This window comes from Arthrobacter sp. NicSoilC5, from assembly GCF_019977395.1.
Taxonomy (GTDB): domain Bacteria; phylum Actinomycetota; class Actinomycetes; order Actinomycetales; family Micrococcaceae; genus Arthrobacter.
Genome location: NZ_AP024660.1, coordinates 1,622,224 through 1,647,670 on the forward strand (window position 1 = coordinate 1,622,224; position 25,447 = coordinate 1,647,670).

Consider the following 25,447-nt stretch of genomic DNA (forward strand, 5'->3'; position numbering starts at 1 on the left):
GGCCGCGGGGTTTACGCTCCTCAGGGGACAAATAGTGATGGCGCGTTTCGGGAGAATACGTCGGAAGTGATGGCGCGTCCCGGAAAAGCCGGCCGGAAGTGATGGGGCGTTTCGGGAGAATAGGCAGGAAGTGGTGGCGCGTCCCGGAAAAGCCGGCCGGAAGTGATGGCGCGTGCTAACGCAGGACGCTCCCCCACCCGGTAAGGGTGAGGGAGCGTCCGGGCACCGGGAAAAGGCGGGTTAGCGCTCCAGGTCGCCGCGGATGAAGGCTTCGACCTTCTCGCGGGCGAGGTCGTCGTTGAACTGCTCCGGCGGGGACTTCATAAAGTAGCTGGAAGCCGAGAGCAGCGGGCCACCGATGCCGCGGTCCAGGCCGATCTTGGCGGCACGGATCGCATCGATGATCACACCTGCGGAGTTCGGCGAATCCCAGACCTCCAGCTTGTACTCCAGGGACACCGGGGCGTCGCCGAAGTTCCGGCCTTCAAGGCGCACGAACGCCCACTTGCGGTCATCAAGCCACTGAACGTAATCGGACGGGCCGATGTGTACGTCCTTGGCAGCCAGCTCGGCTTCCACGTTGGAGGTCACGGCCTGGGTCTTGGAGATCTTCTTGGACTCCAGGCGGTCACGCTCCAGCATGTTCTTGAAGTCCATGTTGCCGCCGACGTTCAGCTGGTACGTGCGGTCCAGGGTCACGCCGCGGTCTTCGAACAGCTTGGCCATGACGCGGTGCGTGATGGTTGCACCGATCTGGCTCTTGATGTCGTCGCCGACGATCGGAACACCGGCGGCGGTGAACTTGTCAGCCCATTCCTTGGTGCCGGCAATGAATACGGGCAGGGCGTTGACGAACGCTACGCCGGCGTCGATCGCAGCCTGGGCGTAGAACTCGGCAGCCTGCTGGGAACCGACGGGCAGGTAGCAGACCAGGACGTCAGCCTTGGCGTCCTTCAGGGCCTGGACCACGTCCACGGGCTCTTCGGTGGACTGCTCGATGGTCTCGAGGTAGTACTTGCCCAAGCCGTCCAGGGTGTGGCCGCGCTGGACCGTGACACCCGTCGGCGGAACATCGGCGATCTTGATGGTGTTGTTTTCGCTGGCCAGGATGGCATCGGAAAGGTCAACGCCGACCTTCTTGCCGTCCACATCGAACGCGGCGACGAACTCGACGTCGCCCACGTGGTACTGGCCAAACTCAACGTGCATCAGGCCCGGGATGGTTTCTGCCGGGTCGGCATCCTTGTAGTAGTGGACGCCCTGCACCAGCGAGGCGGCGCAGTTTCCCACGCCAACGATTGCAACACGAATGGGATGTGAAGACACAGAACTCCTTTGGGGACAAACGTCAGCCGGCCTGGTTGGCCTCCGAGGAATGGACGACGGCGGCCGGCTGGCTTGGCGCCGCGCGGCGCCTTTTCATACTACCCAACACAGCGGGACCGGCAGTTGTTCCGCCGATCCCGCAGTGTAATGAAAACAAGCTCCTTAGGCGTTCTGCTTCCAGAGGTTGATGTCCGATTCCACGGCGAATTCATCGATCGCCGTGAGCTCCTCATCAGTGAAGTTGAGGTTGTTGATGGCGGACAAAGTGTCCTCCAGCTGCCGCACACTTGAGGCGCCAACCAGGGCCGACGTGACGGCTGACCCCTTGGGCTGGTCCCGCAGGATCCAGGCAATGGCCATCTGCGCGAGGGACTGCCCGCGGCCCTCGGCGATCTTCCGCAGCCCGCGGACCCGGTCCAGTTTCTCCTCCGTAATGGAGTCCTCGGAGAGGAACCGTGCCTTGGCCGCCCGGGAGTCTCCCGGGATGCCGTGGAGGTAGCGGTCCGTGAGCATGCCCTGCGCCAGGGGCGAGAAGGCGATGGACCCGGCGCCCACCTGGTCCAGCACCTCGTACAGGTTGGGCGAGCCGTCCTCGGTCCAGCGGTTGAGCATGGAGTAGCTGGGCTGGTGGATCAGCAGCGGCGTGCCGAGTTCCTTGAGGATCCGGGCGGCCTCGAGGGTCTGTTCGGGGGTGTAGGAGGAGATTCCCGCGTACAGCGCCTTGCCGGACCGGACAGCGTAATCCAGGGCGCCCATGGTTTCTTCCATGGGCGTCTCGGGGTCCGGGCGGTGGCTGTAGAAGATGTCCACGTAGTCCAGGCCCATCCGCTGCAACGACTGGTCCAGGCTGGAGATCAGGTACTTGCGGGAACCCCATTCTCCGTAGGGGCCGGGCCACATGTAGTAGCCGGCCTTGGTGGAGATGACCAGCTCGTCTCGGTAGGGCTTGAAGTCGTCCCGCAGGTGCCGGCCGAAGTTCGTTTCCGCGGACCCGTCCGGAGGACCGTAGTTATTCGCGAGGTCGAAGTGGTTGACACCCAGGTCGAAGGCGCGGCGGAGGATGTCCCGCTGTTCCTCGAAGCGCTTGTCGTCGCCGAAGTTGTGCCACAGGCCCAAGGAGATGGCCGGGAGCTTGAGCCCGCTGCGGCCCACCCGGCGGTAGGGCATGGTTTCATAGCGGTTGTCCGCTGCTGAATACGTCATGCGTTCTGTCCTTCCTGTTGGGTTGCGATGATCGCGGCACTCCAGGGCGCCATGGCGAGGGCCCCGCCGTCCAGGCCGGTCCCGTCGTCCGTTGCCAGCAGGACGCTGCCGGAGGCGCCGTCAAGCCGGACCTTTGAGTCGGAGAAGTTCACCAGCACCTCAACGGGGCCGCGCCGGAAGCGCAGCCAGCCCGCGTCGTCGTCGAACGAAACGTCTGTCCCGTCAAAGCCAGCCCCGGCCAGATCCGGATGGGAGCGGCGCAGCGCCGTCAAGGACCGGTACAGGTCCAGGAGCCGCGCATGGTCGCCGGTTGAAGCCTCGGCCCAGTCCAGCTTGGACCGGCGGAAGGTTTCCGGATCCTGGGGATCGGGCACGACGGCGGGATCCCACCCCATGCGCTCGAATTCCCTGATGCGCCCTTCCGCGGTGGCCTTTCCGAGCTCCGGTTCGGGGTGCGAGGTGAAGAACTGCCACGGTGTGGAGGCCCCGTATTCCTCGCCCATGAACAGCATGGGCGTGAATGGCGAGGTCAGCGTGAGCACCGCGGCGACGGCAAGCTGCCCGTAGGACAGTGACTGGGAGAGCCTGTCCCCCGTGGCCCGGTTGCCGATTTGGTCGTGGTTCTGGTTGCAGACCACCAGCGCCGCCGGGTGCACCAGCGAGCCGTTGATGGGGCGTCCGTGGTGCCGGCCGCGGAAGCTGGAATAGCTGCCGTCGTGGAGGAACCCGTCCTTGAGGACCTTGGCCAGCACGGCCAGGGAGTCGAAGTCCGAGTAGTAGCCGGTGGTTTCGCCGCTGACGTTGACGTGGACGGCGTGGTGGAAGTCGTCGCTCCACTGGCCGGCCAGACCGTACCCGTTGGCGTCACGGGGGTAGATCAGGCGCGGGTTGTTGAGGTCCGATTCCGCGATGAGGGTCTTGGGCAGCCCGGTTTCGGCCGAAATGGCGTCGCCGAGGGCCCCGAGGTCCTCCAGGATGTGCACGGCCCGCTCGTCCCGCAGCGCGTGCACGGCGTCCAGGCGGAGCCCGTCCACGTGGTAATCGCGCAGCCACAGGGCTGCGTTGTCCAGGATGTACTCGCGGACAACGTCCGAGCCGGGGCCGTCCAGATTCACCGAGTCGCCCCAGGTGTTGGCGTCGCCCTGTTTCAGGTACGGGCCGAACTTGGGGAGGTAGTTGCCGCTGGGTCCCAGGTGGTTGTACACCACGTCCTGGATGACGCCCAGTCCCGCAGCGTGAGCGGCGTCAACGAACCGCTGGTACGCAGCAGGACCGCCGTAGCCTTCGTGCACGGCGTACCACTGGACGCCGTCGTAGCCCCAGTTGTGGGTGCCGTTGAAGCCGTTGACCGGCAGCAGTTCCACGAAATCGATGCCCAGGTCTGCCAGGTAGCCCAGCTTCTCCACGGCGGCGTCGAGGGTTCCTTCAGGGGTGAAGGTGCCCACGTGCAGTTCGTAAATGACGGCACCCTGCAGGTCCTTGCCGCGCCAGCCGGAGTCCCGCCACGCATAGGCCGCAGGATCGTAGGTCCGGGACTGTTCATGCACGCCGGAAGGGATCCGGCGGGACCGGGGGTCCGGAACAGGGGTGGTGTCCCCGTCCAGCAGGTAGCCGTAGTCCACGTCCCCGTCGGCCGGGGCGTCAGGGGCAGTCCACCACCCTTCGGAGCCAGGTGCCGTATCCTTCTTCCGCATGGGATATTGCCGGCCGTCGGCCAGCAATACCACCGAGGAAACGTCCGGGGCCCACACGTCGAAACGCTCGGGTCCTACGTTGACCAGGGTCATGCCTTTTCTCCATCCACAGGTACCAGCAGGGCCACGGGGTAGGTACCCAGCACCTCTGCCACAGAAACCTGGCCCGGGCCGAAGCTGGCTCCGGTCAGTTCGTCACGCATGGCAGTGGAAAGGTCGACGGCGGTGTCCCGCCACCCGCCGGCAGCCTCCAGTCCGGCGGGGAGCCGGGTGGCAAGCGTTAGGGCACCGGGGGTCGCATCGGTTCCGCGGGTGAACGCGAGCAGGTGCCCGGCCGCCGCGCCGGTGGCCGACACCGGAGTGTAGCCCTGGAACAATTCCGGACGGTCGCGGCGCAGGCGCAGTGCCCGCGAGGTGACCAGCAGCTTGCTGGCCTCTGTGCCCGAGTCCGGCAAGGCGCCGGCGTCGAGCTTTGCCAGCTCTGCCTGCCGTGCGGCGAAGTCTACGGGGCGGCGGTTGTCAGGGTCCGTGAGTGACCGTTCCCAGTACTCGCTGCCCTGGTAGACGTCCGGCACGCCCGGCATGGTCAGCTGGACCAGCTTGGCGGACACCGAATTGGTAGCCGAGTAGGCGTCGATGCGGGCCACGAAGTCCCCAACCACCTTGGCCACCGTGGCGTCGTCGAAGACCGCATCTACGGCAGCCTTGACCTTGGCCTCGAAATCCTCGTTGGGCTCGGTCCACTTAGTGGAGTTGCCGGCCTCCCTGGCCGCCTTTTCCGCATAGCCCTGCAGCCGCTCCCGGCTTGCCGGCCACGCACCAATGATTGCCTGCCACAGCAGGTTCTCGTAGGGTCCATCCGGAATCGGCGCCAGTCCGCGGAGCGTCTCCAGTGTTTCCGCCCATTCCTGCGGCAGTTCGGCGATAACCGAGATCCGCGCCCGGGCATCCTCGCTGCGCTTGGTGTCGTGGGTGGACAGGGTGGTCATGGACAGCGGCAACTCCTGCTCGCGCCGCTGCATCCGCCGGTGGAATTCCTCGGGCGCCACCGCGAACTCGGTGGGCTCGGCACCCACCTCGGTCAGCGTGCCCAGGCGTGTGTAGCGGTAGAACGCGGTATCTTCCACGCCCTTGGCCATGACCATGCCGGAGGTCTGCTGGAAGCGGACGGCGATGGGATTGGCGGGGTCCAGCAGCAACGGCAGGAGGGTTCCCACCGCCACTTCCAGGTCCGGCCGGTGCGCCGCGGCGGACTCGCAGGCTTCCTTGAGGACGTCCGCTCCCACCGGCAGGTAGGACCGGTAGACCGGGAAGGACGCGATGATCTCGGCAATGGCGTCGGCCGCCTGGTCCACGGTGATGCCGTGGGACTCGGGGACCAGCCGGGCAAGGCGCAGCACCTCGGAGCGCAGGATGCCGTCGGCGATCATGCGCTTGGTGCCGCGGATCATCTCCGCGTAATCGGCGGGCCCGGACGTTCCCCGCAGGGATGCGTCAAGGGCATCCAGGGCCTGCTGCCCGGCAGGGTCCACGAAGACCCGGTCCACGTCCGCCAGGGCGTCGTAGCCGGTGGTCCCTTCGCAGGCAAAGTCCTGAGGCAGCACTTCGCCCGGTTCGAGGATTTTCTCCACCAGAACGTACGCGCCGCCACTGAGATCCTTGAGCCAGCGGAGGTAGCCCGCGGGGTCAGCCAGACCGTCCGGATGGTCCACGCGGAGCCCATCCACCAGGCCTTCGGTGAACCAGCGGCCCACCTCGGCGTGGGCCTTCTCGAAGACCGACGGCTCTTCCACCCGGATGCCGGCGAGGGTGGTGACCGCAAAGAAGCGCCGGTAGTTCAGCTCGGCATCGGCCCGGCGCCAGTCCATGAGCTGGTAGTGCTGGCGGCTGTGGACGTCCTGCGGGGAGTCACCCTCGCTGTACGTGCCCTCGGCCAGCGGGAACCGGTGGTCGTAGTAGCGCAGCTCGCCATCCTTGACCTCGAGCTTGTCCAGGTCGGCGTCCGAGCCGAGCATCGGCAGCCGTACCTTTCCGCCGCCCAGGTCCCAGTCGACGTCGAACGCTTCAGCGTGCGGCGACCCGCGGCCTTCCTTGAGCAGGGACCACCACCACGGGTTCTGCGCCGGGGTGGCAACGCCCACGTGGTTGGGTACGATGTCCACCAGGACGCCCATTCCGTGCTCGCGCGCAGCCTTGGAGAGGGCCAGCAGGCCTTCCGGGCCACCGCGGTCCGGGTCCACCGCGGAAGGGTCGGTCACGTCGTAGCCGTGGTCCGAGCCCTTCTCCGCGGTGAGGATGGGCGACAGGTACACCCAGTCCACGCCGAGGTCCTTCAGGTACGGAACCTTGTCGGCGGCGTCGAACAGGGTGAAGCTGCTGCGGATCTGCAAACGGTATGTGGAGACCGGAGTCCTCATGCTTTAGCTTTCTTGTCAGCGCCCGTTGCCCTCGCCTCGCTCGCTTCCGCGGCCTTGGTCTGGGCCTCCGCCATCTCCTCCTGGGCCTCCTCGTGCTCGGCCATGGAGGCGAGGGACGCTGCCGCGGACGTATCCACTTCGGCTTCGGGGCCGGAGTAAGCGCGCAGGACCACCATGGACTTCGCGTCCAGCGTCAAAGTGGCACCGGCCTTGAGCGGTTCGTAGGCGTCGGCCTGGGCGGCAGTGTCAATCAGGACTTCCCAGTACTGCGAGTACTCGTCGGACGGAACGCAGAAGTCCACCTCATCATCGTGGGCGTTGAAGGCCATGAGGAAGCTGTCGTCTGTGATCCGGCGGCCGCGTGAGTCCTGTTCCTGGATGCCGTCGCCGTTGTAGAACACGCCGATGGTCCGGCCAAAGCCGCTCCCCCAGTCCTCCGGCAGCATTTCGGTGCCGTCGGTCTTGAGCCAGACGATGTCCGGCAGCTTCTCGCCTTCGCCACGGCGTACGGGGCGGCCGTCGAAGAAGCGGCTGCGGCGGAAGGTCGGGTGGTCGTGGCGGAGCTTGTTCACGAAGGCCGTGAACTCCACCAGCGGCTGGTCCATGGCTTCCCAGTGCACCCAGCTGAGCTCGGAGTCCTGGCAGTAGGTGTTGTTGTTGCCCTGCTGCGTCCGGCCCAGCTCGTCGCCGTGGAGCAGCATGGGGACCCCTTGGGAGAGCAGCAGCGTGGCGATGAAGTTCCGCTGCTGCCGGGCACGCAGGGTCAGCACCTTCTCGTCGTCGGTGTCCCCCTCCACGCCGCAGTTCCAGGAACGGTTGTGGGATTCGCCGTCGTTGTTGCCTTCGCCGTTGGCCTCGTTGTGCTTCTCGTTGTAGGAGACCAGGTCCCGCATGGTGAAGCCGTCGTGGGCGGTGACGAAATTGATGGACGCCACCGGCCGCCGGGCGGAGCTCTCGTACAGGTCCGCGGAGCCGGTCAGCCGGGACGCGAACTCGCCCAGGGTGGAGGGTTCGCCGCGCCAGAAGTCACGGACGGTGTCGCGGTACTTGCCGTTCCACTCCGTCCACTGCGGCGGGAAGTTGCCCACCTGGTAGCCGCCGGGCCCAACGTCCCACGGCTCGGCGATCAGCTTGACCTGGGAGACTACCGGGTCCTGCTGGATCAGTTCGAAGAAGGTGGAGAGCTTGTCCACGTCGTAGAACTCGCGGGCCAGGGTGGAGGCGAGGTCGAAGCGGAAGCCATCCACGTGCATCTCGGTGACCCAGTAGCGGAGGGAATCCATGAGCAGCTGCAGGGAGTGCGGGTGGCGCACGTTCAGCGAGTTGCCGGTGCCGGTGTAGTCCATGTAGTGCTTGAGGTCGTTGTCCACCAGGCGGTAGTAGGCCTGGTTGTCGATGCCCTTGAAGGACAGCGTGGGGCCCAGGTGGTTGCCCTCGGCCGTGTGGTTGTAGACGACGTCGAGGATCACTTCGATGCCGGCGCGGTGCAGGTCGCGGACCATGGCCTTGAATTCCTGGACCTGGTGCCCCACATCGCCCGTGGAGCTGTACGTGTTCTGCGGCGCGAAGAAGCCGATGGTGTTGTAGCCCCAGTAGTTATTGAGGCCCTTCTCTTCCAGGGTGCCGTCGTTGACGAACTGGTGAACGGGCATGAGCTCGATGGCGGTGACGCCGAGCTTCTTCATGTGGTCGATGACCGCGGGGTGCGATACGCCAGCGTAGGTGCCGCGCTGCTCTTCCGGGATCTCAGGGTGGAGCTCGGTGAGGCCCTTGACGTGGGCTTCGTAAATCACCGATTCGTGGTACGGGATCTTCAGCTGGCGGTCGCCGTCCCATTCGAAGAACGGGTTGATGACCACGCCGTGCATGGTGTGCGGCGCGGAATCGGCGTCGTTGCGGGAGTCGGGGTCGCCGAATTCGTAGGAGAACAGCGCGGGGTCCCAGTCGATCTGGCCCTGGATGGCCTTGGCGTAGGGGTCCATCAGCAGCTTGTTCGGGTTGAAGCGGTTGCCGGCGGCGGGGTCGTACGGCCCGTGCACCCGGTAGCCGTACTTCTGGCCGGGCTGGATGTGGGGCAGGTAGCAGTGCCACACATAGCCGTCCACTTCGGTCAGCTCGATCTTGGTTTCGGTCAAGTCATCGGCCAGGAGGCAGAGTTCGACCCGCTCCGCCCGTTCGCTGAACAGGGCGAAATTGGTGCCGGTGCCGTCAAAGGTAGCTCCCAGCGGGTAGGCAGTTCCAGGCCAGACTTCCATCGTGCTCCTCATTATTTGGTCAGCAGCAGACGGCATTGGAACGCCCCTGCTGCTGGTGCGAACTAATGCCTACCGTAGTGGTTGGCTGTGACTATTACGTTTCCAGGCTTCATAGTTACTAAGCATGCTGACTTTACCCCAGGTTTCGGGTAGGGCATCTGCAATTCCGCCAGCGGCGATCGGCCCGCCGGACGCCGCCTCCGACGCAGCCCTCCCGGCCCGGCCGTGCAACGCGGCACCCAGCGCGGCAATGGCAGCCCAGCGGCTGTCCCCTTTGATGCCCACCTCGCTGAAGCGCCCGACGTCGGGCCCGGCCTGGGCGAGCAACGCACCGATGACGCCGGCCAGGACGTCCCCGCTGCCGGCGGTGGCGAGCCAGGGCGTGCCGTCCGCCTGGCTGAAGGTGGTGCCCCAAGGCGCAGCGACAAGGGTTGTGGCGCCTTTGAGCAGGACGGTGGCCCCAGTGCGAACAGCCGCCTGGCGCACCGCGGCGAGCGTGCCTGCTTCCACGGCTTCCCTATCCTCCCCGTGGCCCAGGCGCTGGAACAGGGATGCCAACTCACCGGCGTGCGGGGTCAGCACCACGTGCGGCGCGAGCATGGCAGGCAGGGCGGGCAGCGCGCCGGCATCGGCCACCACCGGAAGGTCCGATGCAATGGCGTCCCGGGCGCGGGTCAGCTGTTCATGGTCGTGCGGGCCCATCCCGGAGCCCACCAGCCAGGCCTGCACGCGGTTCTCTGCAACGGTTCCGGTGCTGCAGACAACTTCGGGACAGGACTGGCGAACCAGGTTGGCCACGGACGGCGGACCGAGGTACCGGACCATGCCCACTCCTGCTGCCAGTGCTCCCCGGCAGGCGAGGACCGCAGCGCCGGGGTAGTCCTCGGATCCGGCCACTACGCCCAGGACGCCGCGGGAGTACTTCTGGGCGCGCCGGGCGGGGTGCGGCAGGAGTCGGGCCAAGTCGGCGTCCTCGAGCCGGCGCAGGGATGGTTCCGGCAGGTGCTCCTCAATCCCGATGGGCACAACCACCACGCGGCCGGCGAAGTCGGCGCCGGGGTCGGCCAGCAGTCCGTTCTTCGCTCCCCCGAACGTGACGGTCAGGTCGGCCGGCAGGACCGGATTGGTGGCCTCGCCGGTGTCCGCGTCCACGCCGCTGGGAAGGTCGCAGGCCACCACAAGTCCGCGACGGTGTGCGCCGGCGAGAGCCTCGACCAGGTCCGCGGCACTCCCCCGCAGCCCGCCCTTGGCGCCGGTCCCCAGCACCGCATCGATCACGACGTCGGCGCGTGCGGATTCGGCGGACAGTCCGGGAAGTGACTCTTCGGTGAGCCGCTGCACCCGGCCGCCCGCGCGCTCGAAGGCGGCCAGTCCGGCCGGATGGGCCGCGTCCCCGGTGAGCACCGCCGTCGTACGCATTCCACGGGCGGCCAGGAAGGCGCCGGCGAACAGGCCATCGCCGCCGTTGTTGCCCTTGCCTGCCAGCACCACCACCCGCGAGCCGTTCAGGCGGCTGCCGCGGGACTTGAGTTCATTGACGACGGCGCCGGCCAGCCCGTGTGCGGCGCGCTGCATGAGCACGTCCCCCTTGCCGGCAGCCAGGAGGGGTTCCTCGGCGGCCCGGACCTGCGTTCCGGTGTAGGCGCTGATCATGCGGCGGAGGCCTGGTCAGCCCTCGGCCAGCACCGTGGCGGTGGCGATGCCGCCGTCGTGGCTGATGGACAGGTGCCAGCGCTTGACGCCCTTGGCCTCGGCAACGGCAAGGACGGTGCCCTTTACCTGGACGGTGGGGCCGTTACGGTCGAGGCCGATCCAGCAGTCCTGCCAGTTCATCCCGGCGGGCGCCCCAAGTACCTTGGCCACCGCTTCCTTGGCGGCGAACCGGGCGGCCAGGGAGCGGGTGTTCAGCTCACGTTCCGCGGGCACGAACAGCCGGTCCCTCAGGCCTGGCGTCCGTTCCAGCTGGCGGCCGAACCGCTCGATGTCTACTACGTCTACCCCAATGCCAACGATCATGGGTGCCATTCTACGGTGAGGCTCCCTGCAGGAAGCGGGCGCGCACGCGGGTCATTCGGGCTGTCCGCCATCAGCGGAAAAGCGTGACTTTCAGGATGACCGCGCGGAGCGCACCCCGACATCCCGCGGCTTCGGTGGGCGGCGCGGGCCAAAAGTTACGCAAACCCGCTCGGTCCCAGGTATTACTGTTTTTCCATTCGCTGGAGATAATGCCCTATGGACAACTCGACAGGCTCCCGGCCGCCACGGAGGAGAAGACCTTGGCGAAGGGTTTTCAAAGGAGTCCTGATCGCACTCGCCGTCATCGCTGCTCCGCTTCTTCTGTTTCAGGCGTCGTATGTAATGGGAACGGCCCGGATGGTGTCCCTCGCCGACAGGCTTCACCCGTTGGCCGGGTGGAAACCGGATGGTGAAAACGTCAGCGGCGGTTTCTTCTGCGTCCCCGTCGCTGTGCCCTGTGACAGCATGTGGCGCCAGTACAGGACCCAGCAACCCCCTAGTCCCGCCGATATCCGCCAACTAACCGTGGCGGCGGGGCTGGACGGGAAAGTGGACGGGGACTGTGAAACGTCTCCCCTTCCTCCGAACGTCACCGGAATGTATATGGCCTGCAGCGCAGCCGGAGTGTTGGACGGCTATGACGTTGAGGTTCGGGTGCTGAAGTTGGCACGGGACGACCCGGAACGGATCATCCAGTTCCGGCTAAGCAGCATCAAGAACCGGTAGGCAAAACAGAAGCCCCGGGCCGTGGGGCCCGGGGCTTCAGCTGTCCTGCGATATTCCGCTTATTCGACGGTGACGCTCTTGGCGAGGTTGCGGGGCTGGTCCACGTCGTAGCCCTTGGCTGCGGCGAGTTCCGCGGCGAAGATCTGCAGCGGGACGGTAGTCAGCAGGGGCATCAGCAAGGTGGGGGTCTCGGGGACGTAGAAGACGTACTCCGCGTAGGCCTTCACGGCTTCGTCGCCTTCCTCGGCGATGACCAGGGTGCGGGCGCCGCGGGCGCGGACTTCCTGGATGTTGGAGACCACCTTGGCGTGCAGCGAGTCACGCCCGCGCGGGGACGGAACGACGACAAACACGGGCTGGCCTTCATCGATCAGGGCGATGGGGCCGTGCTTGAGCTCACCGGCGGCAAAGCCTTCGGCGTGGATGTACGCGATTTCCTTGAGCTTCAAAGCACCCTCGAGGGCCACGGGGTAGCCCACGTGCCGGCCCAGGAACAGCACAGACTTCTCGTTGGCCATGGACCGGGCCAGCTCGCGCAGCGGGCCGGCGTTGTCCAGGATGGTCTGGATCTTCGCGGGGATCTTGTTCAGGTCCGCCAGGACGTCCTTGATCTGGCCCGAGAAGATGTTCCCACGCAGCTGCGCCAGGTACAGGCCCAGCAGGTACGCGGCCGTGATCTGGGCCAGGAACGCCTTGGTGGAGGCAACCGCGATCTCCGGACCGGCGTGCGTGTAGAGCACGGCGTCGGATTCACGCGGGATGGTGGAGCCGTTGGTGTTGCAGATCGAGATGGTCTTGGCGCCCTGTTCCCGGGCATACCGGACAGCCATCAGGGTGTCCATGGTCTCCCCGGACTGGGAGATGGAGACCACCAGGGTCTTCTCGTCCAGGATCGGGTCCCGGTAACGGAACTCGTGCGCGAGCTCCACCTCGGTGGGGATCCGGCACCAGTTCTCGATCGCGTACTTCGCCACCGTGCCCGCGTACGCGGCGGTGCCGCAGGCCAGCACGATGATCTTGTTGACCTGCTTCAGCAGCTCCGGGTCGATCCGCAGCTCATCCAGGGTCAGCTTGCCGTCCAGGTCCGACCGGCCCAGCAGGGTCTGGGCGACGGCGTCGGGCTGGTCATGGATTTCCTTCTCCATGAACGAGGAGAACCCACCCTTTTCCGCCGAAGCCGGATCCCAGTCCACGTGGTATTCCTTGCCCTGGGCCGGGTTGCCAAAGAAATCGGTGATCGTGACGGTGTCGGCGGTGATCGTGACGATCTGGTCCTGGCCCAGCTCCACCGCGCGGCGGGTGTAATCGATGAACCCGGACACGTCCGAACCCAGGAAGTTCTCCCCCTCGCCCAGGCCCACCACCAGCGGTGAGTTACGGCGGGCGGCCACGACGACGTCGGGCTGGTCCGCGTGCACGGCCAGCAGCGTGAAGGCACCCTCAAGGCGCTGGCACGCCAGCTCCATGGCCCGGGTCAGGCCGCCGTTGGCGGTGTCCCCGCCCAGCTGGTTGCGGAGGATGTCGGCCAGCAGCGCGGCGGCGACCTCCGTGTCCGTCTCGGACAGGAACGTCACACCCTTCTCCAGCAGCTCAAGCTTGAGCTCAGCGAAGTTCTCGATGATGCCGTTGTGGATCACGGCGAGCTTGCCGCCGTCAGCCAGGTGCGGGTGCGCGTTGCGGTCCGTCGGACCACCGTGCGTCGCCCACCGCGTGTGGCCAATACCAGTCAGGGTCTCCGGCAACGGCCGGGCCTCCAGCTCACCAATCAGGTTGCTCAGCTTCCCGGACTTCTTCCGCGACTCGATAGCCCCCTGGGACACCACAGCCACACCGGCAGAGTCATAACCGCGGTACTCCAGGCGCCGCAGCCCCTCCAGGACAACATCCAACGCACTGTGACCATTAATTGCACCGTCAACCGAACGGCCTACGTATCCCACGATTCCACACATAGGCACAAGACTATCGGCAGCGTGCCACTTGCTCTAAACCGGGAGACTCTCCGGCGGTGCCTCCGTGACGGGTGCCGCCGCACTGAGCAGGGGCGTCATTTCGCGATGGGCCGGGAGCGGGGCAGAATCTTTAGCGTGACTTCGCAACGCAATGAAGCGAACGGGGAGGGTGCCTCGCCGTTCGTGGAGCTGGACAGGCATACCTGGTCCCGGCTCGCAGCCCAGATGGAACAGCCCCTTAATGAAGAGGATGTGCTGCGCCTTCGCGGGCTTGGCGACCCCCTGGACATCAAGGAAGTCAGGGATGTCTACCTGCCGCTCTCACGGCTCCTGCACCTGTACGTGGAGGCTGCCGGTCAGCTGCACGCGGCCACCACCACGTTCCTGGGCGAGCAGACCCAGCGCACCCCGTTCGTGATCGGCGTCGCCGGCTCTGTTGCCGTGGGCAAGTCCACCATCGCCCGCGTGCTGCGGGAGATGCTTCGCCGTTGGCCAGGCACCCCCAACGTGGAGCTCATCACCACCGATGGGTTCCTCTATCCCCTGGCCGAGCTCAAGCGCCGGCAGCTGCTGGACCGGAAGGGTTTCCCGGAGTCCTATGACCGGCGGGCGCTCCTGCGCTTCGTGAGTGAGATCAAGGGCGGCGCGGAGGAAGTGCGCGCGCCCTGGTACTCCCACGTCACGTACGACATTGTGCCCGGCAAGGAAGTGGTGGTCCGCCGCCCGGACGTGCTGATCGTTGAGGGCCTGAACGTGCTGGCTCCTGCCCGTCCCCGGCATGACGGCCGCCAGGGTTTGGCCCTGAGTGATTTCTTTGACTTTTCCATCTACGTGGACGCCAAGACCTCCTACATCGAGGAGTGGTATGTGGACCGGTTCCGGAAGCTGCGCAGCACCGCGTTCGCGCAGCCGGAGTCCTACTTCCACCGCTACGCCACGCTGTCTGATGAAGAGGCGGAGAACACCGCCAGGGACATCTGGAAGCGGATTAACGAGCCCAACCTGGAGGAGAACGTGCTGCCCACCCGCGGCCGGGCCCAGCTGGTGCTGACCAAAGAGGCGGACCACTCCATCCGCCGCATGCTGCTCCGGAAGGTGTAGCACAGGTGTGCTACCAATGCGGGTCCGCCAGCCGGCGCAGCTTCACGCGCTTCCTCGCGGCGGGGGCCGGGCTGACCGTCCTGGCTGCCTGCACACCGGAGGCACCCAAGGCGGCGGCGCCGTCGTCGTCCGCTGCCCCTTCCCCTTCCCCCTCCCCTGTGGCCGCTACCGCGTCAGCGGGCCCGACGGCGGACGCGGCCACAGTGGGCCAGCCGCCTGAGGCGCCGGCCCCCACACCGTCGCCGTCGGCGGCCTTGGCGCGGCAGTTTTCGCTCGATGATCCGGCGAGCCCCTGGGTCATCGTGAACAAGCACCGGGCGCTGAAGCCGGCGGACTATGTGCCGGCTGACTTGGTGCGTCCCGCCGTCGCGATCTCGGCCGCTGGTGAGGCGTCGCTGCTGAACAGCACCACGGCGGCAGCGGCCGAGGCGATGTTCGCGGCGGCCGCGCGGGACGGTGTGACGATGGTCCTGGCCAGCGGCTACCGCTCATACAGCACGCAGGTGACCACGTACAACGGGTATGTCGCGGCGCGGGGGCAGGCCGACGCCGACACCGCCAGTGCGCGGCCCGGCCACTCGGAGCACCAGACCGGGTGGGCGTTCGACATCGGGGACGGCGGAGGTGCCTGCAGCTTCCAGCCGTGCTTCGCGGAGCAGCCTGCCGCCACGTGGGCGAAAGCGAACGGGCACCGGTTCGGATTCGTGGTGCGCTACCCGTGGATGCTGCACCCCATCACGGGGTACTACTACGAGCCGTGGCACCTGCGGTACGTAGGCGTGGAGGCGGCCACGGACATGCTGAACCGCGGCATCGGCACGCTGGAGGAATACTTCGGCTTGGAGGCGGCACCGGCATACCTGTAACGCCCGTGCGCTAGGTTGGTTTCCATGCTTAGTGGATTCAAGAACTTCATCATGAAGGGCAACGTGGTTGACCTTGCCGTCGCCGTTGTCATGGGTACTGCCTTCGGAGCTGTTGTCACGGCGCTGGTGAACAAGGTGCTCATGCCGTTCATTTCGGGCCTGGTGGGTGCGCCCAACTTCGACAGCTTTGCCAAGGTGGAGCTGAACGGCAATGCCATCGAATTCGGGGTGCTGCTGACCGCGGTGGTGAACTTCCTGCTGATCGCGGCGGCCATCTACTTTGTGGTGGTGATGCCGATGAACATGATGATCGAGCGCCGCAACCGCCGGCTGGGGATCAACAAGGACGTCAAGAAGGATGCCGCCGAGGACCCGCAGGTTGCGCTGCTGACCGAAATCCGGGATGCGCTGAAGGAGCGCGCGCTCTAATTTTTCCCAAACGCAAGTGGCCCGTCTCCCTGCTGGGAGGCGGGCCACTTTTCTTGCTGTGCCTAGTTTGAGGCGAGTTCCAGTGCGAGTTCGGTCCGGACCACCTGGGCCAGGTGTTCGGCGATGGACTGGGCAGTCTCTTCGTCGGCGGCTTCCACCATCACGCGGACCACCGGCTCGGTGCCGGAGGGACGGAGCAGGACACGGCCGGTATCTCCGAGGGCGGCTTCCGCCGCTGCCACGGCCTGGGCCAGGACGTCGCTGCTGCCCACGCGGCTGCGGTCGACACCCTTGACGTTGATGAGCACCTGCGGGAGCTTGGTCATGACCGTGGCGAGTTCCTTGAGCGGCTTGCCGGTCAAGGCCACCTGCGCGGCCAGCTGAAGTCCAGTGAGGAGGCCGTCGCCGGTGGTGGCGTGGTCGGAGAAGATCACGTGGCCGGACTGTTCGCCGCCCAGGTTGTAGCCGCCGTCGCGCATGCCTTCCAGGACGTAACGGTCCCCCACCGCGGTTTCCAGGATGGTGATGCCGGCGTCGCGGAGGGCGAGCTTCAGGCCGAGGTTGCTCATGACGGTGGCCACCAGGACGTCGTCCTTGAGCTTGCCGGATTTCTTGAGCGCGATGGCGAGGATAGCCATGATCTGGTCACCGTCCACCTCATTGCCCTCGTGGTCCACGGCCAGGCAGCGGTCGGCGTCGCCATCGTGGGCGATGCCCAGGTTCGCGCCGTACTTGACCACGGCCTCCTTGAGGGGGCCCAGGTGCGTGGAGCCCACGCCGTCGTTGATGTTCAGGCCGTCAGGGTCGGCGCCGATAACGATGACGTCGGCGCCGGCGTCCTTGAAGAGCTGGGGCGAGCAGCCGCTGGCGGCACCGTTGGCGCAGTCCAGCACCACGGTGAGGCCGTCCAGGCGGTGCGGGAGGGTGCGGAGCAGGTGGACGATGTAGCGGTCCTCTGCGTCGGAGAAACGCTGGATGCGGCCGACGTCGGGCCCGGTGGGACGGACGGCTTCCTTGCTCATCTGGGCCTCGATGGCATCTTCCACCTCGTCGGGCAGCTTCTGGCCACCGCGGGCGAAGAACTTGATGCCGTTGTCCGGCGCCGGGTTGTGGGAGGCAGAGATCATGACGCCGAAGTCGGCATCCAGGTCCGCGACCAGGTAGGCGGCGGCGGGGGTCGGCAGGACGCCGGCGTCATAGACGTCGATTCCGGAGCTGGAGAGCCCGGCTTCCACGGCAGCGGCGATGAATTCACCGCTGGCACGCGGGTCCCGGGCCAGCACGGCGCGGGGCCGGGAGCCGTTGGAGTTGCGGTCGTGACCAAGCACGACGGCGGCCGCCTGGGCCAGCTGCAGGGCCAGCTCTGCTGTCAGCAGGCCATTGGCCAGCCCCCGGACACCATCAGTTCCAAATAATCTAGACACCGGTCAAGTGTAGAGGATGGGTGCCGCCAAGATCTGCGTAGTCGGCGTTCCGCAGCTGGCCCTACCTGTCGAGTACCTGCTCACGGTCTGGGCACATTACTGGGACTACTTGGTTTTTTTGCCTGCTACCTGTCTTTACTAGAAACCCTCGCCACGCCTATTTGGCGGCCCCTACGATCCATGCATGACACCTAGCTATGGGGGCTTGGCGCTCGAAATTGTAGTACCGGTCTACAACGAAGAAGCGGTACTGGAACGAAGCATCACAAGGCTCGCCGAATATCTGACGAATGAAATGCCGTCGACGTGGAAAATCACCATCGCCGATAATGCAAGCACTGACCGGACACCGGTGATTGCCGCTCGACTTAGCGAGCACCTGCCAAACGTTGAGTATCGGCGTCTCGAGGTCAAAGGACGCGGGTACGCGCTAAGGGACGCCTGGTCTGCCTCCCATGCAAAAGTGCTGGCCTACCTGGACGTCGACCTCTCCACGGATCTTGCAGCGCTTCCACCTTTGGTGGCCCCCCTGCTGTCCGGGCATTCTGATATTTCCATCGGCACCCGTTTGGGCCAGAGTTCCAGGGTGAGCCGCGGTCCCAAACGGGAGTTTATTTCCAGGTCCTACAATTTCCTGCTGCGGCGCACGATGCAGGTCAGGTTTTCCGACGCCCAGTGCGGGTTCAAAGCCATTCGAACCGACGTGGCAAAACGGTTGCTTCCCCACGTTGAGGACAACGGTTGGTTCTTTGACACGGAGCTTTTGATTATCGCTGAGCGTTCAGGGCTTCGCATTCACGAGATTCCTGTCGACTGGGTGGATGATCCGGACAGCCGGGTGGACATCAAGCAGACAGCTCTGGAGGATCTCAGAGGCATGGTGCGCGTAGCGGGTTCGCTGGTAAATGGTGTGATTCCCGTTCAGGCTCTTTACGCGGAGCTCGGGCGTCGACCGATCGTGCCCCTGGGCCGTCCAAGCTTCTTTGGTCAAGTGCTCCGTTTCGGGCTTGTGGGGATTGCCTCCACCGTGGCGTTCGCCGTGCTTTATTTGTTGCTTCAGGGTCCGTTCAGTTCTCAAGAGGCTAATTTCCTGGCCTTACTTCTGACCGCTGTTGGCAACACCGCGGCGAACCGGCGCTTTACCTTCGGGATCAGCGGGCCTTCGAGACTAGTAACCCAGCAGATTCAAGGACTGATTGTCTTCCTGCTCGCATGGGGCATCACTTCTTCGGCCCTGTTCATCCTCCATGCCGCCAACCCGGACGCACTGCCGAGCATGGAACTACTGACGCTAACAGGCGCCAATGTCCTTGCGACCTTAATGCGGTTCGTCCTCCTGCGCCTGTGGGTATTCAGGAAGGGACGAAATCAGGAAATCCAGCCACGTCTTGTCGTTGCGCCTATAACAGTCGACGGACGCGTCTCGTGAGCCGCCTGCTAAATAGCGCCCGCGTTTCCACAGCTACCGACAGAAACAGCGGGTTTGTCGGTGCAAAACGGACAAATCCGTGGGAATGGAGCCGCCAACTGTTATTAGTTTTGCACCGCATCTGGCGCGGCCCGGACGAGACCGAGCCATGGGAGAGGCGGGCGCTTTTGGGCCTCCTATCTGTTATTGCAGCCCTGTACCTATGGGGGCTGGACGCGAACGGCTGGGCCAACCCGTACTACTCGGCCGCTGCCCAAGCGGGAGCTCAGGACTGGAAGGCTTTCTTTTTCGGATCCTTCGAGTGGGGCAATCTGATAACGGTTGACAAGACCCCGTTGAGTATCTGGGTCATGGCCCTATCAGTTCGGCTGTTCGGTCTCAGCAGCTGGAGCATCCTGGTTCCCCAGGTCCTGATGGGAGTGGCTACCAGCTACCTTTTGTACCGCTTGATGCGGCGCGGTTTCGGTCCGCGCACTTCTCTCTTTTGTGCAGCCGTCTTCGCAACTACGCCTGTTGTCATGCTGATGTCACGGTTCAACAACCCTGAACCGTTGATGGGCTTGCTGACAGTGTCGGCAGTATCCATAACTCTGAAGGCCATGGAGTCCGCCAAGCTGCGAACATTTGCCTTGGCAGGGCTCCTTTTGGGGCTTGGTTTCATGGCTAAACAGGTTCAAGCCCTCCTAGTCTTGCCGGCGCTTGGCATTTCCATCCTTGCCTTCGGCCAAGGGCAGTTCCGGCACAGGCTTCAGCAAGGAATGGTCGCATCGGGAACCCTTCTAGCCACTTCGTTAGGGTGGCTCATCACCGTGGACCTAATTCCCGCTGCCGATCGTCCCTACATCGGTGGATCGGTAAACAACAGCGCACTCGAACTGACTATGGACTACAACGGTCTTGCACGGTTTCTTCAGATACCGCTGAATTCCCAAGGCAACAAAGTTGCAGGTACAGCCAGCGACGCCGTGGAGTTCGTCGGGGGCTTACCTCGGCTCCTCAACGGCAACTTCGCGCAGGAAATCGCTTGGTTGCTAGTAACCGGGATCTTCGCGAGTATCGTACTTGTCGTCCTGCATCGCACTCTTAACTTGAGCCGCGGTCAGCGGAACATCGTTGCAGTTTCAATACTCTGGTTCAGCACAGCACTTCTGGTGCTTTGCTGCATGGGCACAATGATCCATACGTATTACACGTACTCCCTGGGTGCACCTCTTGCTATGACCGTAGCCTTGGGGCTCGCGTCCCTCTGGAAACTCCGCCATAGAACGGTTCTTCGCGTCTTGGGGGCCATCTTGATTGCGTCTTCGGTGTACGTGGCTGTGAGAGTGATGGAATACAGCAATGAGTGGCCTTTGTGGCTGCGCATCGGCTTGCCTGCTCTCGGTTTAGTCGGGGCGATGCTTTGGTTTCTACAACCAACTCGTCGTCACCTCGATCTTCTTACCTCGGCCGTTCTTGCCTGTAGCCTCTTGGCCGCCCCTATAGCAACCAACATATACACGGTGTCAACTCCCCAGTGGGGCACCAATCCCATGTCAGGGCCAGCCGGCAATGATCCCGGCTCTTTGACAAAACTCATGGCAGCTTTGAAGAAGGGGGAGATCCGGTGGGCGCAGCAAACAGCGCTCGGAGTTACTGTTCCAGAGGTGACGGAGATGGTCAGAACCCGAACCTCAAATCAAAAATGGGGAGCCGCAACCTTCACCGCACAGAATGCTGCTCTTTACCAGCTGCAATCCGGAAGGCCAGTAATTCCCCTGGGAGGTTGGCTGGGAAGCGATCCAGCACCAACACCGGAGCAATTTAGGACTCTAGTGGCAGAAAAGCAGATCGGGTACTTTATTTTGTCTCAGGACTTGCTGGAGCGGGGGGGTCTAAGTACTCAAACCCAGGAAATCACAGAATGGGTTCGCCGCAACTTCACAGAAGAGGTGGTGGACGGTGTCAGCATCTACGATCTCCGGAGATGACAATAAGTCAGTGATCAAGTTCAAGCCTGCAGTGCCCATTTCGATGATCCAGGCGGCAGCCCGGCACTTCCTGCGAGGTCGTACTGCAGATCCCATCTGGGAACGACCGGCGCTGTTGCTGATTGTCGCGGCAAATACCCTCCTGTATTGCTGGAATTTGGGGATCAACGGATGGGCCAATTATTTCTACAGCGCTGCAGTTCAGTCTGGCCTTCTGGACACGTCGTCCTTCTTCTTTGGATCCTCAGATTGGGGAAACTCCATAACGGTGGATAAGCCGCCCTTGAGCCTTTGGATTATGGGACTATCTGTTCGACTATTTGGTTTCAACCCAGTGGCCATGCTGCTTCCCCAAGCGTTCATTGGCATTGGAAGCACACTGCTTATCTATGCAATTCTCAAACGATGCGTTGCCGGGGCTGCCGCACTTTTTGGTGCAGTAGTCTTTTTCACTACGCCGATCGTGACCCTGATGTCCCGCTACAACAATCCTGATCCGCTGATGCTGCTCTTGATGCTGGGAGCGTTATGGTTTGTGCTCCAGTCAATTGAGTCGCGGCGCACACTGCCTTTCGTAGCGGCTGGCGTATTGCTGGGTTTGGCCTTCATGACCAAGCAACTACAGGGAATGCTAAGCCTTCCCGGCCTGGGATTGGCTTACCTGATCTACAACCCTCAGCCGTGGATTCAACGCATCCGCGTAGTCGCCGCCGGGACGGCTGCACTGGTTTTTACTGGCGGTCTGTGGATGACAATCGTCGATTTGATTCCCGCTGGGAGCCGTCCATATATCGGGGGCTCCCCCAACAACAGCGTTCTCGAGCTGACGCTTGGCTATAACGGACTTGACCGAATAGCCGGCAGCGGCGTTGTACCTGATGCGATGCAAGTCCCGGACACGTATCGAACAGTCGAAAGCGATGCGGGATTGTTCCGGCTTCTCAACGCAAACTACAACCAAGAGGCCTCATGGTTGCTTTTTGCGGCACTCTCGTCCGTTCTGCTAGTACCCCTCATGTGGAAGAGGATCACCCGGGGGCATGCCGTCTCCAAAGCGTTGCTCGTGATCTCGACGGTGTGGCTATTGACCGCATATTTTTTGCTCAGTTTCATGGGTAACCAAATACATACCTACTACACAGCCGCGGTTGTCCCGCCCTTGGCGCTGACGCTGGGCCTGGTATTTGATTATGTAGTGAAGAATCGTCACTCGGCGCTAGCACGCCTTCTCGGAACCTTCATCGCGTCGATCGGGCTCTTATCATCTTGGCTTATTCTCCAAGGCACTCTAGGGTGGCCGGCCTGGATGCCAATTGCCGTGCTTGGCACCGGACTTACTGCAATTGCTGCTTTGATTGTGCGACCACCAACACAGGTCATTCAAGCGTTTGCTGCCGGGCTGCTCGCCACAGCAGTACTCTTCGGTCCAGTAGTGACCTCGATTCACAATGTCACTTTGAGCTTCACAGGTTCTAATCCCCTATCGGGCTTCCCGTCGAAGAACCCTGCTGGGATAAGCCACCTTCTTGAATCGCTCAAGAATAACGAACTGCCGTGGGGCCACGACATCGCCTTCGGCCGCCAGCCCGATAGCGCCGTTGTAAGCACACTGAGCATGAGCCGGGGATGCACCTGGGCGGCAGCGAGCTACGCTAGCCAAACTGCGGCCAGACTTCAGTTGGAATCCGGCCGTCCCGTGATGCCGTTAGGAGGCTTCGCAGGCAGCGACCCGTCCCCAACATTGGAGGAGTTCAGAGCCGACGTTGCCGCGGGGAAGATTTGCTACTTTGTCCAGCAAGAGTCCTTTGTGGAGGTGCAGGAAAATGAGTCTCAATCCACTCTGATCTCAAAGTGGATTGAAGGTAACTACCAGCCGGAAAGGCTCGATGGAACAACGGTATACCGTCTCAGAAACTAGAACCGAGACCAAACGATAGAAGCCCGCCCCACCAACGGTGGGACGGGCTTCTGAGCAAGCGAATTTAGCGCTTGGAGTACTGCTGAGCCTTACGGGCCTTCTTGAGACCGGCCTTCTTACGCTCGATGACACGGGCGTCGCGGGACAGGTAACCGGCCTTCTTCAGCGTCGGGCGGTTGTTCTCGACGTCGATCTCGTTCAGCGAACGGGCGATGCCGAGGCGCAGGGCGCCGGCCTGGCCGGAGATGCCGCCGCCGTGGATGCGGGCGATGACGTCGTAGGCGCCTTCGAGATCAAGGATCTTGAAGGGCTCGTTGACGTCCTGCTGGTGCAGCTTGTTCGGGAAGTAGTTCGCCAGCTCGCGGCCGTTGATGGTCCACTTGCCGGAGCCGGGCACGACGCGGACGCGTGCAACGGCTTCCTTGCGGCGGCCAACAGCTGCGCCGGCAACGGTCAGTGCCGGACGCTCCTTCTTGGGAGCAGCTTCAGCAGCTGAGCTCTCAGAGGTGTAGCTGGTCAGGTTTTCCTCGGCCTCTACGACCTCGGTGGTCTCTTCGTTCTGAGCCACGATTCTCCTTGTATAGATAAGTTGTTTGGTGGCCAGGACTACTGGGCGACCTGGGTGATTTCGAAAGTCTTGGGCTGCTGGGCAGCGTGCGGGTGCTCAGCACCGCGGTACACCTTCAGCTTGCCGAGCTGCTGGGCAGCAAGGGAGTTCTTGGGGAGCATGCCCTTGATGGCCTTCTCAACGGCGCGGACCGGGTTGGATTCCAGCAGTTCCGCGTAGTTGACGGAGGTCAGGCCGCCCGGGTAGCCGGAGTGGCGGTATGCCCGCTTCTGCTCCAGCTTGGCGCCGGTCAGGGCTACCTTTTCAGCATTGATGATGATGACAAAGTCGCCCATGTCCATGTGGGATGCGAAAGTGGCCTTGTGCTTGCCGCGCAGCAGGATTGCGGTCTGGCTTGCAAGACGACCAAGGACAACGTCGGTGGCGTCAATGACGTGCCACTGGCGGTTGATATCGCCGGGCTTCGGGGTGTACGTACGCACGGTGTTTGCCTCGTTCTTGTTCTGGCGTTCTTGTTTAGGTGTCGCTAGCTCGCGCACCTACTGTCTGCGCGCTACCGGAACAGAGGTGAGGGCTCCATGTAACCAGTCATCCTGAAGTTCCGAATGTGCACGTTGAGTAGTTATCCTGCAACCGGATCCTCAAGCGGGCACGCACCATCGGAATAGGACACGCACAACGACTACCAAGATTAGCGCGTCAGGTGGTTCGGGGTCAAAATGAGGTAGCCGGAGGCCGCTGGGGCCACGCCGGCCCAATCAACGCAGGGGGATGCAGTGCTGTCAGCGGCGAATGGGGATCCCACCAGCACACTGCTAGTCGTTGGCGCCGGGATTCTGGGAGGCATCCTCTCCCCCATCGCCGAACTCCTGATTGCGAAGCTTCTTCCGAGGCTCGGCGAGACGCCGGGACTGCAGGCAAGAATTACGACGGCGACGCTCACCGGCATCGCATGTGCGGCCTTTGCCGCGCATTTCGGCAACGCATTGAGCCTTCCAGCCTTCCTTTTACTTTCCGTATTGGGCACCCAGCTGGCACGGATAGACATGGCGCTCCATTTGCTTCCAGATCCCCTCGTGTTAATACTGCTGGCCGGCGGTCTTTCGCTGCTTTTATTGCCGGGACTATTTGGTAAGCAATCTGACGATCTGCTCCGCGCATCCCTGGGAGCGGTTATTTTATTCGCTGCCTACCTGATTTTGGGACTCGTTTCCCCCGGCGGCATCGGGATGGGCGACGTGAAGCTCGCCGCGCCTGTCGGCCTTTACCTGGGGTACCTAGGTTGGAGCCAACTGCTCTACGGCGGCCTCATTGGCTTCGTCTTGAATGGCATCGTCACAGTGCTTGTGCTCAGTCGAAAAGGCCGGAATAAGGCCACCGAAGTACCCCACGGCCCCTCGATGCTCGGAGCTCTCGCCGCAGTCACGTTCTTCATCGGCTAGCGAAACGGGCCCATCCCCCATCCTGGCGCCAGCGCCGTTGCGTCAACAGCCCTGAGTAGTTCGGGGTCCACCGGCCGACACTGACTGAGTACTGAGCCGCGTATTCGAGTACGTACTTTCAGCGACCGCTAGAAAAGTCGAGTACCACTACGCATTGTTGCCCCCTACTACCCAGTGACAATCTCTTATTAGCGAAGTCCAGCCGCTAAAGATTTATGGGGGCAGCTGGAAATTCGTTGAAATACAAATTACTTCATTTCACCGAATTAAGGAAAATACAATGACTCCTCTCATGGTCTCGATGATGGCATTCGTTGCCGGCGTCAAGGATCGGTTTTCGTCCGAGAAGGGTGCGACGGCCACGGAATACTCGTTGCTCGTTGGGCTGATTGCCTTGGTCCTCGTTGTGGGTGTTGGTGCCTTCGGCGGCGCACTCAACACCTGGTTTAGCAACCTGGGCACAACCGTGTCCGGCTGGTAAAGAAACGGATAAGAGGTTCTAGAGATGAAAAACCTGCACATCTTCCTGCTGACAGTCCAGACGTGGTTCGAGACCGATTTCAAGTCTCAAAAGGGCGCCACTGCCACTGAATACTCGCTGCTTGTGGGTCTGATCGCCCTGGTTCTGGTCGTCGGCGTCGGCGCATTTGGTGGAGCACTCAACACCTGGTTCAGCACCTTGGGCACCACCGTTAGCGGCTGGTAGCCATG

21 protein-coding genes are annotated in these 25,447 nt (G+C 63.5%); 10 read left to right on the top strand and 11 right to left on the bottom strand.

Annotated features, from left to right (window positions below; genetic code table 11):
• Nucleotides 1-240: 240 nt before the first annotated feature.
• The 7 genes from LDO22_RS07520 to LDO22_RS07550 form a co-directional block, all read right to left on the bottom strand.
• Entirely contained in the window at nucleotides 241-1,326 is a 1,086-nt protein-coding gene (locus LDO22_RS07520) for an inositol-3-phosphate synthase (RefSeq protein WP_141159814.1), read from the bottom strand.
• 162 nt (nucleotides 1,327-1,488) lie between these two features.
• Nucleotides 1,489-2,529, bottom strand: coding sequence for an L-glyceraldehyde 3-phosphate reductase (mgrA, locus tag LDO22_RS07525; RefSeq protein WP_224026625.1), 1,041 nt, complete (start codon nucleotides 2,527-2,529; stop codon nucleotides 1,489-1,491).
• A complete protein-coding gene (treZ, locus tag LDO22_RS07530) occupies nucleotides 2,526-4,316 on the bottom strand; it encodes a malto-oligosyltrehalose trehalohydrolase (protein ID WP_224026626.1) in 1,791 nt (596 codons plus the stop codon). Before treZ ends, mgrA begins: the two co-directional genes overlap by 4 nt.
• A complete protein-coding gene (gene treY, locus LDO22_RS07535) occupies nucleotides 4,313-6,640 on the bottom strand; it encodes a malto-oligosyltrehalose synthase (RefSeq protein WP_224026627.1) in 2,328 nt (775 codons plus the stop codon). Before treY ends, treZ begins: the two co-directional genes overlap by 4 nt.
• A complete protein-coding gene (glgX, locus tag LDO22_RS07540) occupies nucleotides 6,637-8,895 on the bottom strand; it encodes a glycogen debranching protein GlgX (RefSeq protein ID WP_159631407.1) in 2,259 nt (752 codons plus the stop codon). The genes treY and glgX overlap by 4 nt, the downstream gene beginning before the upstream one ends.
• A gap of 69 nt (nucleotides 8,896-8,964) precedes the next feature.
• A complete protein-coding gene (locus tag LDO22_RS07545) occupies nucleotides 8,965-10,548 on the bottom strand; it encodes an NAD(P)H-hydrate epimerase (RefSeq protein WP_224026628.1) in 1,584 nt (527 codons plus the stop codon).
• A gap of 15 nt (nucleotides 10,549-10,563) precedes the next feature.
• Nucleotides 10,564-10,911, bottom strand: a complete 348-nt coding sequence (locus tag LDO22_RS07550; protein ID WP_159631405.1) for a holo-ACP synthase — start codon at nucleotides 10,909-10,911, stop codon at nucleotides 10,564-10,566.
• Nucleotides 10,912-11,127: 216 nt separating this feature from the next.
• Between LDO22_RS07550 and LDO22_RS07555 the strand changes: the two genes are divergently transcribed.
• Entirely contained in the window at nucleotides 11,128-11,637 is a 510-nt protein-coding gene (locus LDO22_RS07555; RefSeq protein ID WP_224026629.1) for a hypothetical protein, read from the top strand.
• 59 nt (nucleotides 11,638-11,696) lie between these two features.
• On the opposite strand, the gene glmS is transcribed toward LDO22_RS07555, so the two are convergent.
• Nucleotides 11,697-13,589 carry a glutamine--fructose-6-phosphate transaminase (isomerizing) gene (gene glmS / locus LDO22_RS07560; RefSeq protein WP_224026630.1) on the bottom strand — a complete coding sequence of 631 codons (1,893 nt, stop codon included), beginning with the start codon at nucleotides 13,587-13,589 and terminating at the stop codon, nucleotides 11,697-11,699.
• A 105-nt stretch (nucleotides 13,590-13,694) separates the two neighbouring features.
• Here glmS and coaA point away from each other — a divergent pair, with 105 nt between their 5' ends.
• From coaA to mscL, 3 genes are read left to right on the top strand one after another with little or no spacing between them, the layout of a single operon-like run.
• The gene (gene coaA / locus LDO22_RS07565) at nucleotides 13,695-14,690 is read left to right on the top strand and encodes a type I pantothenate kinase (protein ID WP_201302504.1); all 996 of its coding nucleotides are present in this window, start codon (nucleotides 13,695-13,697) and stop codon (nucleotides 14,688-14,690) included.
• Between the two features lie 5 nt (nucleotides 14,691-14,695).
• On the top strand, nucleotides 14,696-15,556 hold the full coding sequence (locus LDO22_RS07570; RefSeq protein WP_224026631.1) for a M15 family metallopeptidase: 861 nt from the start codon (nucleotides 14,696-14,698) through the stop codon (nucleotides 15,554-15,556).
• A 24-nt stretch (nucleotides 15,557-15,580) separates the two neighbouring features.
• Nucleotides 15,581-15,985 (top strand): large conductance mechanosensitive channel protein MscL, encoded by a 405-nt coding sequence (gene mscL, locus LDO22_RS07575; protein ID WP_224026632.1) that lies wholly within the window; start codon nucleotides 15,581-15,583, stop codon nucleotides 15,983-15,985.
• Nucleotides 15,986-16,047: 62 nt separating this feature from the next.
• On the opposite strand, the gene glmM is transcribed toward mscL, so the two are convergent.
• Nucleotides 16,048-17,409 carry a phosphoglucosamine mutase gene (gene glmM / locus LDO22_RS07580; RefSeq protein ID WP_224026633.1) on the bottom strand — a complete coding sequence of 454 codons (1,362 nt, stop codon included), beginning with the start codon at nucleotides 17,407-17,409 and terminating at the stop codon, nucleotides 16,048-16,050.
• A 184-nt stretch (nucleotides 17,410-17,593) separates the two neighbouring features.
• Between glmM and LDO22_RS07585 the strand changes: the two genes are divergently transcribed.
• From LDO22_RS07585 to LDO22_RS07595, 3 genes are read left to right on the top strand one after another with little or no spacing between them, the layout of a single operon-like run.
• The gene (locus LDO22_RS07585; RefSeq protein WP_224026634.1) at nucleotides 17,594-18,838 is read left to right on the top strand and encodes a bifunctional glycosyltransferase family 2/GtrA family protein; all 1,245 of its coding nucleotides are present in this window, start codon (nucleotides 17,594-17,596) and stop codon (nucleotides 18,836-18,838) included.
• Entirely contained in the window at nucleotides 18,835-20,808 is a 1,974-nt protein-coding gene (locus tag LDO22_RS07590) for a glycosyltransferase family 39 protein (protein ID WP_224026635.1), read from the top strand. The genes LDO22_RS07585 and LDO22_RS07590 overlap by 4 nt, the downstream gene beginning before the upstream one ends.
• 10 nt (nucleotides 20,809-20,818) lie before the next feature.
• Nucleotides 20,819-22,726, top strand: a complete 1,908-nt coding sequence (locus LDO22_RS07595; RefSeq protein ID WP_224026636.1) for a glycosyltransferase family 39 protein — start codon at nucleotides 20,819-20,821, stop codon at nucleotides 22,724-22,726.
• A 64-nt stretch (nucleotides 22,727-22,790) separates the two neighbouring features.
• Here LDO22_RS07595 and rpsI read toward each other — a convergent pair whose 3' ends face one another.
• Together rpsI and rplM are read right to left on the bottom strand one after the other, a co-directional pair.
• Nucleotides 22,791-23,294 carry a 30S ribosomal protein S9 gene (gene rpsI / locus LDO22_RS07600; RefSeq protein ID WP_159631395.1) on the bottom strand — a complete coding sequence of 168 codons (504 nt, stop codon included), beginning with the start codon at nucleotides 23,292-23,294 and terminating at the stop codon, nucleotides 22,791-22,793.
• Between the two features lie 38 nt (nucleotides 23,295-23,332).
• Nucleotides 23,333-23,776 (bottom strand): 50S ribosomal protein L13, encoded by a 444-nt coding sequence (gene rplM, locus LDO22_RS07605; protein WP_015937805.1) that lies wholly within the window; start codon nucleotides 23,774-23,776, stop codon nucleotides 23,333-23,335.
• A gap of 294 nt (nucleotides 23,777-24,070) precedes the next feature.
• Here rplM and LDO22_RS07610 point away from each other — a divergent pair, with 294 nt between their 5' ends.
• From LDO22_RS07610 to LDO22_RS07620, 3 genes are all read left to right on the top strand, one after another.
• A complete protein-coding gene (locus LDO22_RS07610; protein WP_224026637.1) occupies nucleotides 24,071-24,736 on the top strand; it encodes a prepilin peptidase in 666 nt (221 codons plus the stop codon).
• Between the two features lie 280 nt (nucleotides 24,737-25,016).
• Nucleotides 25,017-25,217, top strand: a complete 201-nt coding sequence (locus LDO22_RS07615; RefSeq protein ID WP_224026638.1) for a Flp family type IVb pilin — start codon at nucleotides 25,017-25,019, stop codon at nucleotides 25,215-25,217.
• Nucleotides 25,218-25,241: 24 nt separating this feature from the next.
• Complete coding sequence (locus LDO22_RS07620) at nucleotides 25,242-25,442, top strand: Flp family type IVb pilin (RefSeq protein WP_224026639.1); 201 nt, start codon at nucleotides 25,242-25,244, stop codon at nucleotides 25,440-25,442.
• The last annotated feature ends 5 nt before the right edge of the window (nucleotides 25,443-25,447 follow it).